16 protein-coding genes and 1 tRNA gene are annotated in these 12,962 nt (G+C 64.2%); 10 read left to right on the top strand and 7 right to left on the bottom strand.

Going from position 1 to position 12,962, the window contains the following annotated elements; all coding sequences use genetic code 11:
- The first annotated feature begins 75 nt into the window (after window positions 1–75).
- Both H535_RS0119710 and H535_RS28695 read left to right on the top strand, forming a co-directional pair.
- Window positions 76–1,770, top strand: coding sequence for a sodium:solute symporter family protein (locus H535_RS0119710; protein ID WP_026820897.1), 1,695 nt, complete (start codon window positions 76–78; stop codon window positions 1,768–1,770).
- 37 nt (window positions 1,771–1,807) lie between these two features.
- Window positions 1,808–2,098: a hypothetical protein gene (locus H535_RS28695; RefSeq protein WP_155838794.1), complete on the top strand. Its 291-nt coding sequence runs from the start codon at window positions 1,808–1,810 to the stop codon at window positions 2,096–2,098.
- Here the strand turns inward: H535_RS28695 and H535_RS26845 are convergent.
- Complete coding sequence (locus H535_RS26845) at window positions 1,995–2,852, bottom strand: hypothetical protein (protein ID WP_035770269.1); 858 nt, start codon at window positions 2,850–2,852, stop codon at window positions 1,995–1,997. The genes H535_RS28695 and H535_RS26845 overlap by 104 nt on opposite strands.
- 164 nt (window positions 2,853–3,016) lie before the next feature.
- Between H535_RS26845 and H535_RS26840 the strand changes: the two genes are divergently transcribed.
- Complete coding sequence (locus tag H535_RS26840) at window positions 3,017–3,217, top strand: DUF6458 family protein (RefSeq protein ID WP_035770267.1); 201 nt, start codon at window positions 3,017–3,019, stop codon at window positions 3,215–3,217.
- On the opposite strand, the gene H535_RS26835 is transcribed toward H535_RS26840, so the two are convergent.
- From H535_RS26835 to H535_RS0119690, 3 genes are all read right to left on the bottom strand, one after another.
- Entirely contained in the window at window positions 3,211–3,867 is a 657-nt protein-coding gene (locus H535_RS26835; RefSeq protein ID WP_051299578.1) for a YdcF family protein, read from the bottom strand. The genes H535_RS26840 and H535_RS26835 overlap by 7 nt on opposite strands.
- 261 nt (window positions 3,868–4,128) lie before the next feature.
- Window positions 4,129–4,275, bottom strand: a complete 147-nt coding sequence (locus H535_RS29195) for a hypothetical protein (protein WP_155838793.1) — start codon at window positions 4,273–4,275, stop codon at window positions 4,129–4,131.
- Window positions 4,276–4,482: 207 nt separating this feature from the next.
- Window positions 4,483–4,558, bottom strand: a tRNA-Lys gene (locus H535_RS0119690).
- A 147-nt stretch (window positions 4,559–4,705) separates the two neighbouring features.
- Between H535_RS0119690 and H535_RS0119685 the strand changes: the two genes are divergently transcribed.
- On the top strand, window positions 4,706–5,350 hold the full coding sequence (locus H535_RS0119685) for a hypothetical protein (RefSeq protein ID WP_026820896.1): 645 nt from the start codon (window positions 4,706–4,708) through the stop codon (window positions 5,348–5,350).
- On the opposite strand, the gene H535_RS0119680 is transcribed toward H535_RS0119685, so the two are convergent.
- Together H535_RS0119680 and H535_RS0119675 are read right to left on the bottom strand one after the other, a co-directional pair.
- Window positions 5,347–6,021 carry a phosphonatase-like hydrolase gene (locus tag H535_RS0119680; RefSeq protein ID WP_026820895.1) on the bottom strand — a complete coding sequence of 225 codons (675 nt, stop codon included), beginning with the start codon at window positions 6,019–6,021 and terminating at the stop codon, window positions 5,347–5,349. The genes H535_RS0119685 and H535_RS0119680 overlap by 4 nt on opposite strands.
- Before the next feature lie 8 nt (window positions 6,022–6,029).
- The gene (locus H535_RS0119675) at window positions 6,030–6,785 is read right to left on the bottom strand and encodes a GntR family transcriptional regulator (RefSeq protein ID WP_026820894.1); all 756 of its coding nucleotides are present in this window, start codon (window positions 6,783–6,785) and stop codon (window positions 6,030–6,032) included.
- Between the two features lie 166 nt (window positions 6,786–6,951).
- On the opposite strand from H535_RS0119675, the gene H535_RS26830 reads away from it, so the two are divergent.
- From H535_RS26830 to H535_RS0119645, 6 genes are all read left to right on the top strand, one after another.
- A complete protein-coding gene (locus tag H535_RS26830) occupies window positions 6,952–8,127 on the top strand; it encodes a TIGR03364 family FAD-dependent oxidoreductase (protein WP_245580393.1) in 1,176 nt (391 codons plus the stop codon).
- Entirely contained in the window at window positions 8,124–9,032 is a 909-nt protein-coding gene (locus tag H535_RS0119665) for a phosphate/phosphite/phosphonate ABC transporter substrate-binding protein (protein ID WP_026820893.1), read from the top strand. Before H535_RS26830 ends, H535_RS0119665 begins: the two co-directional genes overlap by 4 nt.
- On the top strand, window positions 9,032–9,820 hold the full coding sequence (locus tag H535_RS0119660; protein WP_245580392.1) for a phosphonate ABC transporter ATP-binding protein: 789 nt from the start codon (window positions 9,032–9,034) through the stop codon (window positions 9,818–9,820). Before H535_RS0119665 ends, H535_RS0119660 begins: the two co-directional genes overlap by 1 nt.
- Window positions 9,817–10,656, top strand: a complete 840-nt coding sequence (phnE, locus tag H535_RS0119655) for a phosphonate ABC transporter, permease protein PhnE (RefSeq protein ID WP_026820891.1) — start codon at window positions 9,817–9,819, stop codon at window positions 10,654–10,656. Before H535_RS0119660 ends, phnE begins: the two co-directional genes overlap by 4 nt.
- A 234-nt stretch (window positions 10,657–10,890) precedes the next feature.
- Entirely contained in the window at window positions 10,891–11,508 is a 618-nt protein-coding gene (locus H535_RS0119650; RefSeq protein ID WP_026820890.1) for a DUF47 domain-containing protein, read from the top strand.
- 2 nt (window positions 11,509–11,510) lie between these two features.
- Window positions 11,511–12,515: an inorganic phosphate transporter gene (locus H535_RS0119645; RefSeq protein WP_026820889.1), complete on the top strand. Its 1,005-nt coding sequence runs from the start codon at window positions 11,511–11,513 to the stop codon at window positions 12,513–12,515.
- Between the two features lie 5 nt (window positions 12,516–12,520).
- Here the strand turns inward: H535_RS0119645 and H535_RS0119640 are convergent, their stop codons facing one another.
- Window positions 12,521–12,841: a putative quinol monooxygenase gene (locus H535_RS0119640; RefSeq protein WP_026820888.1), complete on the bottom strand. Its 321-nt coding sequence runs from the start codon at window positions 12,839–12,841 to the stop codon at window positions 12,521–12,523.
- Window positions 12,842–12,962: the final 121 nt, after the last annotated feature.

The following is a 12,962-nucleotide window of genomic DNA, read 5'->3' as shown; positions in this document are numbered from 1 at the left end:
TCACTGCCACTTCCGCCCCCTCGGGTGTATTGTGTCCCATGATTCACACCGGTTACCGCGACCTCGAAGGAGAGTTTGGTGGATTCGGAGATACTACGGCTGGATGCCAATCCAGTGGACTACTTTATTATCGCCTGTTACTTCGCGGTCGTCCTGACGATCGGGTATCTCGCCCGCCGGCAGGTCTCTTCAAGTATCGACTTCTTCCTCTCCGGGCGCTCGCTGCCGGCCTGGGTGACAGGTTTGGCGTTCATCTCAGCCAACCTCGGCGCCATCGAAATCATGGGGATGTCGGCCAACGGCGCGCAGTACGGCATGTCCACCATGCATTACTTCTGGATCGGTGCCGTGCCCGCGATGCTGTTCCTCGGCGTCGTCATGATGCCGTTCTACTACGGTTCGAAGGTGCGAAGCGTGCCGGAGTTCATGCTGAGGCGTTTCAACCCCACCACTCATCTGGTGAACGCCATCAGCTTCGCCGCTGCACAGCTGCTCATCGCCGGCGTGAACCTGTTCCTGCTCGGCACCGTCGTGAACGTGCTGCTGGGGTGGCCGTTGTGGGTCTCGCTGGTCGCGGCCGCAGTGATTGTGCTGCTGTACACCTTCCTCGGCGGGCTGACGGCCGCCGTTTACAACGAAGTGCTGCAGTTCTTCGTCATTGTCGCCGCGCTGCTGCCGCTGACGCTGGCCGGTTTGAACAATGTGGGCGGCTGGCAAGGCCTGGTCGACAAGGTCAGCAGCGGGCCCGGCGGGGCCGAAGAGCTCGGCGTGTGGCCCGGCAACGACCTCACCGGCTTCAGCTCAGACTTCTGGTCCGTAGTCGGCCTCGTCTTCGGTCTCGGGTTCGTTCTCTCCTTCGGCTACTGGACCACGAACTTCGTCGAAGTCCAGCGTGCCATGGCGTCCAAGGATATGTCCGCGGCCCGGCGCACTCCGATCATTGGGGCCTTCCCCAAGATCTTCATCCCGTTCATCGTCGTGGTCCCCGGCATGATCGCCGCAGTCTCGGTCAGCGAGCTCGCCCAGTACAAGGCAGCGGGCGGATCAGGGGGTTCGACCGGCGGGAGTATCGACTACAACGACGCCATCCTGCTGCTGATCAGGGACATCCTGCCCAATGGTCTGCTCGGCCTGGCCATCACCGGCCTGCTGGCCTCCTTCATGGCGGGCATGGCTGCCAACGTCAGCTCCTTCAACACCGTGTTCAGCTACGACATCTGGCAGACCTACATCGTCAAGAACCGGCCGGATAACTACTACCTGAAGGTCGGCCGCGCGGCCACCGTGGGCGCCGCCGTAGCCGCAATCGGCACGGCGTTCTTCGCCGCGGGCTACTCGAACCTGATGAACTACCTGCAGCAACTGTTCTCGTTCTTCAACGCGCCGTTGTTCGCAACCTTCATTCTGGGTATGTTCTGGAAACGGATGACGCCGACCGCCGGCTGGGTGGGGCTGGTGCTGGGCACCTTGTCCGCCGTGACGGTGTTCATTCTCGCCGAGGTCGGCGTGCTGGACCTGCCCGGGCAGGGCGCGGCCTTCGTTGGCGCTGTCGCGGCGTTCGTCGTCGACATTGTGGCAAGCGTCATCGTCACGATGTTTACCGAGCCTAAACCCGACGCCGAGCTCCGCGGCCTGGTCTATTCCCAGACACCCAAGGCCGAACGCACCGAGGAACGTGTGGGAGAAAACGCGGCCTGGTACCGGTCAACGCCCCTACTGGCGGGCATTGCCCTGGTGCTGATCATCGTGCTGAACATCGTGTTCGCATAAGGACGCACGAGCATAATGTTAATGAGGAGATTTTGAGATGCCGGACCAAGAAGACCCGCCACCGAACGTCAGTACGCGCGGCCAGAAGCCGTCCAAACGCGCCGGTGCCTTGGATATTCGATCCATCATCGGAATGTTGATTGGCTTCTATGGCCTGATCCTGCTGGTGATGGGACTGTTCTTCACCAGCGACGCCGACCTGCAGAAGGCCGAGGGTGTAAACCTCAATCTGTGGTCCGGGATCGGCCTGATCGCCGCCGGCCTGCTGTTCCTGTTGTGGGCGAAGCTGCGTCCGCTCCGGGTGCCGGAGGAGCCGGCAGGGCAGTAGAGGTATCCTCCAACAGCTCCCCGGGAATGGTTTCGGGAGGACGTCCGAAGGCTTCGCGCGTCGAAGCAATCACCGAGCGACCCATCATCAGGTTCCCGGCGCCGCCGACTGCGGCGCCAATGCCAAACGGAACCGCCCGGCCGAGCAGCGCGGAACCTTGCTTGGCCAACAGGTTGCGCATGAACTTCCTGCGGATCATGCTGCCGATGCTCTTGACCACGCCTTTCGGCAGCCGTTCGCCCACCATCGGCCCCCACTGCGACATCACCGTACCTGACCGGCCGGTGGCGTGCGACGCGAAGGCGGATACCATGGCGGTGCCCTCCTCGCCGAGCAGAATTGCCATCACCAGAGTCCGGGCACGCTCCGGGTCTTCGACGCGGACCCCGTGCAGCTCCGCCACAGACTGCGCATAGAGCGCGCTGGCTTCGAGGAAACCAACAGTGGCGGCAGCTGAAAGGGACAGCGAGGCAACGGTGCCAATGCCGGGTACGACGGCGGTGGCGCCCACCGCCGCTCCCCCGCCGGAAATCGAAGCCAGGTAATCACGTTCGAGTTTCTTACCGAGCTGTTCGGCCGAAGCGTGCGGGTAGCGCCGCCGCAGCCGCCGCAGGTTTGCCAGCACCAATGGGCGCTGCACTTCGACGGCGTTGTACATCATCCGGTACAAACCAGGCTTGGGTTTACCGTGCTTGTCAAAGGCGGCCTCGGCAGCGATCTTCATGGCCGGCCGGACGCTTTTGGACTTTGGCATCGACCCCTCCTGCCCTCGTTGGTCTGCCCTTTAACTCTAAATCACGCCCCGGGCCGCCGAGGCCACCCGCCCGGCGGCCGCCGGGCTGTCGCGATAGGCTGGTAGTGTTCGCCAACGACGCGTCGCACAGCGGCGTGCGCCGTCGACCTTAGGAGTTGCTGGTCATGAGAATCGGTTCATCAATTGCCCTGATGGCCATTGGAGCCATCCTCGCCTTCGCCGTGACGGACGTGGTCGACTTCGTCAATCTCGTCATGGTCGGGTACATCCTGCTGGCCCTCGGGGCCCTGGGGCTGATCATCTCCGTCATCCTGACCGCCAGCGACCGCGGTCGGCGGGCACCGGATTACCGGCGGGACTACTGAGCGGCCACCGCGGCCAGTGCGACGGTGACAGCAGCCGCCGCAACAATGTGCAACGGCCACCATTGGCCAAGCAGCAGACCATATTCGCGCAGCACTGAACGACGCACCCCGCCGGGCGGCGAGACGGCGCCCACGACGGTGGCGGGAAACCCCGTACGGCGGCAAATGCTGATAGAGCGGAGCACATGGAAATCGCTGGTGACGACAACAGGCGCAGCACTGGCGGACGCTGCCAGTTCCTGGCTGAAGCGGATGTTCTCCCGGGTCGTGGTGGACTGCTCTTCGAGCAGCACCCGCTCTTCGGGAACCCCGCGTTCAATCAAGTATCGGGCCATCGCGGCAGCCTCAGTACCGGCAGAGGACGACGTCGGCCTGCCGCCGGAGACGAGAAGGACCGGCTTGGTACCGGATACGGAGTGAAGGTTGACCGTGGTGGCTTCACCGTAGAGTTTCAATGCCGCGTCCAGCCGGGTCGCCAGCAGCGGCAGCACCTGGCCGTTGTAGACGGGTGCGCCGAGGACCATGATGACGCCGGCATCTTCGGGGGCCTTCCGCCGTCGGGCACCAGACAGGGCATAGACAGCCAACACGGCAAAAACCACCCCAAGATAACCAAGGGTGAGTGCAATCCCGGTCAGCAGCAAGGCCATCAGCAGTCAAGGACGCAGGCTCCGCAGTACGGTCCTGGTTCCCCATCCCCTTTCAATCCGTGCGTGCGGTTTACCCACTGGGTTTAACAATGATCCTGCCACTCAAGAAGGCAGCCGAGGGTGGAAGGCAATGCACAAGCGCCGGGAATCGGGACAAAGTCACTGAGCTTCTGAGCGAATTTCCGCCTGAGCCTCCTCAAAGGGGGCTGCAGTGACGCTCGCCATGCAGGAAGAGCAGTACCGCCTCACGGCCGGATGCCGTCACCGAGTTTGGATTTCAGGCGCCATATGATGCGAGGTCGATATCTGAGTCCCGGCGCGCTTGTCGACGCGCAACGTGACCACTCGACGCAGACGTGCAATATCCTCGTCGCGTCTGGCATCACGATACTCATCCAGCAGGGCCATTAGACAATCTTATCGCAGGGCATTCATCACCCGATGTAATCGCGGTGTGAAAGCGGAGCCGCCAAACGATCAAGATCTTCATCCAGCCGTAACGAGACCGAACGGAATCAAGTCACGCCACCCAGGGGACCGCAGCAGCCCGTGGGAGGGAGGAACGGAGACGGGCGTGTATAGCCAGATACGTCGGTGGGTTGAACGACGCCGCCGTGGTGGGCCCCGTGGGACTCGAACCCACGACCCACGGATTAAAAGTCCGATGCTCTACCAACTGAGCTAGAGGCCCCGGTCTCCACAGCACCGCACCCGATAGCGGAACCGGTATGCGGCGAAGACCGTAATCACTTTATCGCATAAGAACGAGCTGTATCGACTTAGGCGCTGAGCAGACGAAAGGCAGACATTCGCAGAGTCGAGGAGTAAAGTCGCGTCCATGAACGACCTCAGCTCGAACGCACCGCGGCCGCACAAGCCGAAGCCGTTTGCGCCGGCCGATTTTGAGCCCTACGCCGGTGGCGCGGATCCGGCGCGGGTTTCCGAGGCGGCCCACTTGGCTGCCCAGGCACTCGTGCACCACGGACGCGCCAGTGACGATCCCGAAGTGACGGAGCGGTTGGTCAAGCTCAGCGATGAACAGGGGCTCGAGGCTGTCGCCGAGCTGTGGGCGGAGAGCCCTCCGCGTTCGCTTCCCGGCGCGTTGTGGCGCCTCTATGCCCTGCGGGCCGCGGCGCAGCAGAACCCGGAACGGATTTCGTCCTACTTCGCGGCCGGACGCAACGTGGCCCAGGTTTCGAATGTGGTGGCCGGGATGGCCGAGCCGCCGGGCGCAGACGAAGTCCAGACTATGGCCAACACCATTCTCTCCGGAGCATTCGAGGGTGATTTCGACGTCGCACTGGAACGTTCCGCCGCATTCTGCAGGGTCGTAGCGCTCGGGCAGGCGACCATGGCCGATGACACCGACGCCGGCAATGAACGCCACGCGTCGAAACTCACCCGCGATTCCCAACAGCTGATGAAAACGGCCGAGGACCTGGAGCACGCCGCCTCGTCGTGGCGCCGCGGCGAACTTGATTAGCTCCGGCTCTTCACCAATGCCGGTACATCCGCGGCGCTGTCCACTATGCATTCATGCGGATACTGCTCCAACTCTGCACGGTTCAGCCCTCCCGTCAGCACCCCGACACCGGTGACGCCGGCGTTCCGTGCGGCCAGTAGGTCATTGACCGTGTCCCCCGCCGACAGCACTTCGGAGACGGAGATGACGCCGGTCACTTCCATCGCCCGGTGGATCATGTACGGCGCGGGGCGTCCCATCGGAACCTCATCGGAGCAGATCACCGTGTCCAGGAAATCCACGTCCTGCCAGCCAAGTCCCTTGAGCAGCAGTTCCGTCACATCCCGCGAGAAACCGGTGGTCAGCGCGGTCTTGATGCCTTGCGTCTTCAGTTCCTGTAGTGCCTCGGGGATCCCGGGCAGCGGCGCGGGCGGATTTGAACTGTAGAGGGACAACAACACGGCACGGAATCGATCAAAGGCGGCATCCACTACGCTCTGGTCCGGGACGCCTCCCCCTATCTCGATCAAGGCCGCAATCGCCTCGCGCTTGTCAGCGCCCATCCACCGTTGCACATCATCGTCCGTGATGCTGGCGCCGGTCTCCTCGACCGTCCGGGCAAGCGCACGGTAGACATCGCCATGCTCGTCGATGGTGGTTCCTGCCATATCGAATACGACTAACGTGATCAAAGCGCTCCTTAGGCAGTGTGGATGCGGACCAGATTGGCCCGGTGCTGGGCGTTGTTTTCGATGGTGAAGTTGGTCAGGGACGGCAGGTAGCGGTCGTCGGAGTACTCCACCGGGTGTCCCCCGGCGGTTGAGGTGAGCCGGCGTTCGCGCAGCAGCGGAGTTCCGGGCTCCTGGTGCAGCAGTTCGGCGTCCCTGTCCGTGGCGGCCACCGCGTCAATGGTGTGGCGTGCGCTGCTCAGGTCCGCGCCATGCCGCTTTAGATAGGCAAAGATGGACCCGCTGTCGGTGTCGAAGTCGAAGAGCAACCGGCCGACGTCGGGAATGAACGTCGTGCGCTCGATCATGGCCGGCGTGCCATCCAGGAATCGCACCCGGAACACCTCGACCGCCTGCGCACCGTCGTCCAGCATCAATTGCGCGGCAGCCGCCGGGGACGCGGCCCGGCGTGCCACCTCCAGCGTGTGCTGGCCCGGGACCTTGCCCAGCGTTTGGGCCCACTCCGTGAACGACATGAAGGTGGAAAAGGACTGGGACTGGACCTGACCCCGGACCATCGGCGGGCGGCCCCTCCCGCCGATCACGGCTCCCTCGGAGCGCAGCGCCGCGAGTGCCTGCCGTACCGGTCCGCGCGAAGTGCCGAACTCCCTGCACAGCTCGGCCTCGCTGGGCAACTGCGAGCCCGGCGCCCAGATACCTTCGGTGATCCGTTGCCGGAATTCGTGGCTGAGCCGTTGATGCAGGGGGAGGTTAACGACGTCGTCCATGGGTTGATCATACAAGTTCAATGGCACTCGCAACGCCCCGAATTCGGGGGTGCTGGATGAACGGGCGATGAATTCGCACTGTCAGATTTGAACGTCTGGTGAACTTGTATGTATAAGTGCCGAATCCGCTTGTGGCAGGCTCAGCCGGGGCGGCACGATCGGAAGCGTGACCAAGCCAAACGACCTTGTGACCCCGGTCGACGTCGTCATTGTCGGAGCCGGAATTGTGGGACTTGCCCATGCGGCACGTGCCGTCGACCGCGGACTGACCGTTGCCGTGATCGAACGTGATGAGCATGCCGTTGGCGCCTCCGTGCGCAACTTCGGCCACTGCTGCATCACCGGCCAAAGCGGCGAACTGTACGACCTCGCGATGAACGGGCGCCGGCACTGGCTGGACTACGCCACCAAGGCGGGATTTACGGCCGCCGAAACAGGGGCGCTGGTGGTGGCCCGGACTGACATCGAGATGCAAGTGCTGCGCGAACTTGGCCGTAGCCGCGAACCCGGGCAAATCACCCTTTTGCCGAGTGATGACGTCGTCAGCCATCTGCAAGCAAGAGGCGGGCAGCCGGACCCGCGGATCATCGGCGGTGCTTTCCTGCGCGACGATCTGCGGGTGGATCCGCGCACTACAGTCCACCGGTTGGCCGCGTGGCTGGCCGGACAAGGCGTCACGTTCCACTGGAAGACCAGCGCCCTGGGATTCGCCGACGGTGCGGTGCACACCAGCCGGGGCGCCGTCACCGGCGACCACGTGATTGTCTGCGTCGGCCACGATCTCGATTACCTCTTCCCCGAGGCCGCCGCCGATCACAGGATCCAACGCTGCACGCTGCAGATGTCCCGCGCCATGCCTGAAGCCGGTTTGGACCTCACTCCGGCGGTGCTCACCGGAACGTCGATGCTCCGTTACGGCGCCTTCGCATCCATGCCGTCCGCCGATGCGCTGCAGGCCGACGCCGACCCGCTGCTGCAGCAGATCGGCGCCAACGTGATGTTCACCCAGCAGCCGGACGGAAGCCTGCTGCTGGGCGATTCGCATTCCTATCAGCACACCGCTGCACCGTTCCTTGCCGAGTCCATCGCCGAACGGCTGAACCAGGAAATCAGCGCTCTGCTGGGAATCGAGCTGGCCGTGGCTGAGCGGTGGCAGGGCGTGTATGCCTCCAGCGATGCCGGGCCGTTGTTCGTCGAAGAAGTCCAGCGAGGCGTCACCGCCGTCTCCGTCACCTCCGGGGTCGGGATGACCGTCTCCTTTGGGCTGGCCGAACGCACCCTCGAATCCATGTACCCGTCCGAGCTGTACCTCAACCAATCCGTTCTTGTGAGGAATCCATGAAAAAGCAGCACCTCTCGCTCGTCTCCCTCGCCGCCGTCGTCGGCCTTGCCGTGACTGGTTGCGGCGGCGGGACACAAGCCGCCCGGGACCGCCCGACCTGCCCCGATGGAGAGATCCAATTCGGCATTGAACCGTACGAGGACCCCTCCAAGCTGAAACCCGCCTACAAAGTCCTGGCCAACGCGCTGGAAGACGAGCTCAACTGCCCGGTCAACGTCGAGGTTGTCGCCGACTATTCGGCCGAAGTCCTCGCCATGCAGAACGGAAAGCTCGACCTGGGGCAATTCGGTCCCATCGGATACGTATTCGCCAGCAACCGGGCCAACGCAGAGCCGCTGGTGTCCTTCGGCACCTCGGATGGCAAACTCAGCACCTACACCGCCGGAATCTGGGTGCCGGAGGACTCGAAAATCGAGAACATCGAGGACCTTCAGGGCAAGTCCCTGGCGCTGGGCGGTGTTGGATCCACCTCAGGCGATGTGCTGCCGCGCTACGCACTGAACAAGGCGGGCATCCAGGAAAGCGACCTGAAAATGGACTACACCGGCGGCCACCCCGAGGCGCTGCTGTCCCTGGTCAACGGCGCCGTCGACGCCGCGCAGATCAATTCCCAAACGCTGGCCACGGCCAAGTCCGAGGGAACGATCGACCCGGACAAGTACAAGCAGATCTGGAAGTCAGAGCCGATTCCCAATGACCCGATCACGGTCCGTGGCGACATGGACCCCGAATTCAAGAAGGCAGTGGAAGAGGCGCTGCTGGACCTCGATCCGTCCGCGGTCAAAAAGGTCGGCAAGTTCCTCGACGTATCGCCTCCCGGCCCCTTGGTCGAGGTGGACAAAAAGACCTACGCGCCGCTGTTTGACCTGGCGGAAACCATGAACCTGACAGAGGAGAGCCTCTAATGAATATGACGATGACGGCCCCCGAAGTGAGCACGACGGCGCTGAGCGTCCGCGGCCTGGTCAAAAGCTATGGCGGTCGACCGGTGCTGACCGGCGTCGACTTTGATGTCCGTTACGGGGAAATCGTGGCCTTGCTGGGCGCCAACGGGTCCGGCAAGTCCACTGCGCTGCAGTGCATCATGGGGCTGGCCGACCCCGACGACGGCGGCATCCGTCTCGGTGGTGCCGACCTGGGGCCGCTGCGCGGCCGCGAACTGGCCGCCGCCCGGCAGCAGGCCGCCATGGTGTTCCAGAAAGTCCATCTGGTGCCTCGGTTATCCGCCGTGGACAACGTCTGCGCCGGCGCACTGCACCGGATGCCCGGGTGGCGGTCGATGCTGCCACAGCTGTACCCCCGGCAGATCCGCGAAGAAGCCATGGCCTGCCTGGACCGAACGGGGATGGCCGGCCGGGCGCTGGAACAGGTCGGACGGCTCTCCGGGGGCCAGCAGCAGCGGGTGGCCATCGCCCGGTCGCTGTGCCAACGGGCGACGGTGGTGCTGGCGGACGAACCCGTCTCCGCACTGGATCCGCACGCCGCCGAACAGGTGATGTCGTTACTGGCCGATCTCGCACATACGGAGCACCTCGCTGTAGCCACCGTGCTGCACCAGCCGGACCTGGCCCGCCGCTATGCGGACCGCGCGGTTGGGCTGCTGGAAGGCCAAGTGGACTTCGACGTCGCCCCCGCCGACCTGACCGGCGAACACCTTGAACCGCTCTACCTACCGGACCGGGTGGCAGCATGACCACCGCTGAAACCCGGACGCCACGACGACTGCCCGTACCATCGAAGCCCCGCCGCGGGCTCCGCACCTCCCGCCTGGTGCTGGCCGCCGTCGTCATCGTTGTACTGCACCTGCTGGCTTTCCAAGGCACCGGTTTCCGCCCGGTTGTATTGGTGGAGGGCTGGCAGGGCATGGCCGGATTCCTCGCAGAGGCATTTCCCCCGGACCTGGACTGGGAAACGGTGCTGCGGCCCGGCCTGGAGGCCACTGTCGTCACCCTGTGGATCGGGCTGCTCGGCACCACCATGTCAATACCCACCGCGCTGCTCCTTGCCGTGCTCGGGTCCCGGACCACCGGTGCCCATCCTCTGGTGTACCAGGCGGCACGGTCGGTGCTGTCTTTCTTCCGGGCCGTACCGGACATTGTCTTCGCACTGATCTTCGTGACCGCCGTCGGGCTGGGGCCCTTCGCCGGTGTGCTGGCGCTGATTTGCCACAACACCGGCGTGATGGGGAAATTGTGGGCCGAATCCATGGAGGAGACCGACCAGGGCCCGCAGCAGGCCTTGCGCACCGCCGGCGCCAACCGGATGCAGCAGGCCGCCAACGCCACGCTGCCCATGGTGGTGCCGCAGTTCGTGGGGCTGCTGCTGTACCGTTTCGACGTGAATGTCCGGTCCTCGCTGGTGCTGGGACTCGTTGGCGCGGGAGGGATCGGGCTGCTGATCAACCAATCCATCAAGTCTTTCCAATTCGACGCAATGCTGACCCACATCATCGTGGTGCTTGTGCTGATTGTGGTCGTGGACCAGGTCTCGGCACTGGTACGCAAGCAACTCTCCGGGCCAAACAGTTGATTCCAGCCGCTGCAGCCATGTGGTTGACACTGCTGGAGCGAAGTAGAAGACTAAAGGTGGTGTCGGACTGCGGCAGCCCCGGGCTCCAACTTTTAGCCGCTTCGAGCGGCCATCCGCCGAGAGGCGCTCCCAGTCCGACACCACTTTTATGCCCTGATTCCCCGGCCGAAGTAGAGTAGTTCCGGGCAGTCCTTTTGCCTGCTGCCTGTTGAACCCGAAAAGCCTGGTGATGATGTGAAGTTGCGCCTCTTCCCACAGGAGAACGCTGGACTGGACCTGCTGTCCGAGATGGCCTCCCAAGTGGTGCTGGGGGTGCAGACCCTGTCGGAGCTGCTGGGCGCTTCGAAAGACGACCTCGACCGGTTGGCCGAAGAGCTGCACCAGCACGAGGCGAAATCCACCGACCTGCTGTACGCGCTGATGACCTCGATGCGGACCAGCTTCATCAACCCCCTGCCCCGCGAGGACATGTACGCCCTGTCCCGGTACCTCAATGAGGCGATGGAGAAGCTCGACGGCGCGGCGGAGTTGATCGCCTTGTACCGGTTGGACCGGCTCTCTTCGCGGGCATCGGAGCAGCTGGAGGTGATTGGCCGGCAGGCCGAACTGACGGCTAGAGCCATGCAGCAGCTGGGTGAGCTGGACGACCTGGAGGACTACTGGCTGGATGTGCTCCGGCTCTCCAAACGGGCCGAACGGACACACCGTACCTACGTTTACGAACTGCTCTCCGAGCATAAGGCCATCCCCTACGCCCGGCATCGGGATGTGGCCAATCAGCTGGTCGACGTCACCAAGGATATGCGCCGCGTAGCCACGCACGTGGGCAGCATCATCGTCAAGGAATCGTAAGCGTGGAGCTGTTCCTGCTGGTGGTCGTGGTCGGCTTTGCCGGCACCTTCGCCTTCATTAACGGGTTCCACGATGCATCCAATTCGGTGACGACGGCGGTGCGCACCCGCGCCCTGACTCCCACCGTGGCCGTTCTGTTAGCCTCTATCTTCAACCTCACCGGTGCCCTGCTCGGAACCACGCTGGCGCTGTTGATCAGCGACGAGTGGATTGTGCTTCCCCCCGGTGCCGATGGGCTGGGTATCCTGGTCGCCGCGCTGGCCAGCGCCTGCCTGTGGGGATTGTTCACCTGGTGGCGGGGCTACCCGTCGTCGTCGACCCATGCCCTGCTGGGCGGTCTGGTCGGTGCCGGCTTCGCGTCCACGCTGGTGGGCGGGCACACCGTGGCAGGTGCCGATCTATGGCTGCGGGTCGGGCTGCCGCTGCTGCTCTCTCCGGTGCTGGCCTTCGGGCTGGCGTACCTGCTGGTCTTTCCCATCACATGGCTGGCCCGCTACAGCCAGCCTCGCAGGATCAACCGGCGCTTCCGGATGGCACAGTCGGTGTCCGCCGCGGCATTCGCCCTCGGCCACGGATTGCAGGACGGGCAGCGTTCCATGGCCGTCATTATGCTGGCGCTGATCGCCGGTGGGTGGGCCACCGGTACGGGCATTCCGCTCTGGGTGCAACTGCTCGCCGGGACCGCGCTGGCCACCGGGACGCTGTTCGGAGGATGGCGGATCGCCCAAACGCTCGGCCGGAGGCTGGTGCGGATCGACCCGCTCCGCGGCAGCGTGGCCCAGGGCCTGGGCGCTCTGATGCTGTTCGTGGGGGCCATCGGCCTGCACATGCCGCTGTCCAGCACCCACACCATCAGTTCCGCGATTGTCGGGGCCGGGGCCAACCAACGCTTCGATTCGGTGAACGTGGCGCTGGTACTTAAGGTGGTCGCTGTCTGGGCGGTGACCGCCGTGGCGACCGGTCTGCTCGGCGGGGTGTTCTACCTCGCGCTCAATCCGGTCTTGTGAGAGGTCTATAGAACGCCTTGGCCGGAGTCGCCAACCGGCAGGGGCTCAAGCCGCGTCACCTCGGCCGGTCCGGTGACCTTGCCTTCAAGCGATGCGTTGAGCCGGGCCACCGCCTCACCCTCGCCGTGGGCATCGAGCAACGCTGCAGATTCCCATTTCTCGATCATCACGATGGTGTTGCCGTCCTGGTGCTTGTGGATCGCGTAGAGCTCGCACCCCTGCTCCCGGTGGACTTCCTGGATCGCGGGAACCAGGGCCTCATACACCGCCTCGAACTGGCCCGGAACGGGGCGGAAAATCGCTGTGACAACAACCGGATCAGACATGAATCAACCTTTCGGACAGTGAACGCCAGCTTCCAGACTACCTGTGCCGGATGGGGACGGAGCCGGGCTGCGCCGCTGACTGGCGGGGACGGAGCCGGGCTGCGCCGCTGGCCGGAGGGGA

This window comes from Arthrobacter castelli DSM 16402 (assembly GCF_000430705.1).
Taxonomy (GTDB): Bacteria; Actinomycetota; Actinomycetes; order Actinomycetales; family Micrococcaceae; genus Arthrobacter_C; species Arthrobacter_C castelli.
The sequence above is the reverse complement of the archived record's forward strand: the minus strand, read 5'-3'. Positions and strand labels throughout refer to the sequence as shown.

Coding starts and splice junctions, on each gene's coding strand:
- H535_RS0119660 (WP_245580392.1), top strand. CDS start 9,032: ATGAATATGACGATGACGGCCCCCGAAGTGAGCACGACGGCGCTGAGC.
- H535_RS26835 (WP_051299578.1), bottom strand. CDS start 3,867: ATGGCCTTGCTGCTGACCGGGATTGCACTCACCCTTGGTTATCTTGGG.
- H535_RS0119685 (WP_026820896.1), top strand. CDS start 4,706: ATGAACGACCTCAGCTCGAACGCACCGCGGCCGCACAAGCCGAAGCCG.
- phnE (WP_026820891.1), top strand. CDS start 9,817: ATGACCACCGCTGAAACCCGGACGCCACGACGACTGCCCGTACCATCG.
- H535_RS28695 (WP_155838794.1), top strand. CDS start 1,808: ATGCCGGACCAAGAAGACCCGCCACCGAACGTCAGTACGCGCGGCCAG.
- H535_RS0119665 (WP_026820893.1), top strand. CDS start 8,124: ATGAAAAAGCAGCACCTCTCGCTCGTCTCCCTCGCCGCCGTCGTCGGC.
- H535_RS26845 (WP_035770269.1), bottom strand. CDS start 2,852: ATGCCAAAGTCCAAAAGCGTCCGGCCGGCCATGAAGATCGCTGCCGAG.
- H535_RS29195 (WP_155838793.1), bottom strand. CDS start 4,275: ATGGCCCTGCTGGATGAGTATCGTGATGCCAGACGCGACGAGGATATT.
- H535_RS0119675 (WP_026820894.1), bottom strand. CDS start 6,785: ATGGACGACGTCGTTAACCTCCCCCTGCATCAACGGCTCAGCCACGAA.
- H535_RS0119640 (WP_026820888.1), bottom strand. CDS start 12,841: ATGTCTGATCCGGTTGTTGTCACAGCGATTTTCCGCCCCGTTCCGGGC.
- H535_RS26840 (WP_035770267.1), top strand. CDS start 3,017: ATGAGAATCGGTTCATCAATTGCCCTGATGGCCATTGGAGCCATCCTC.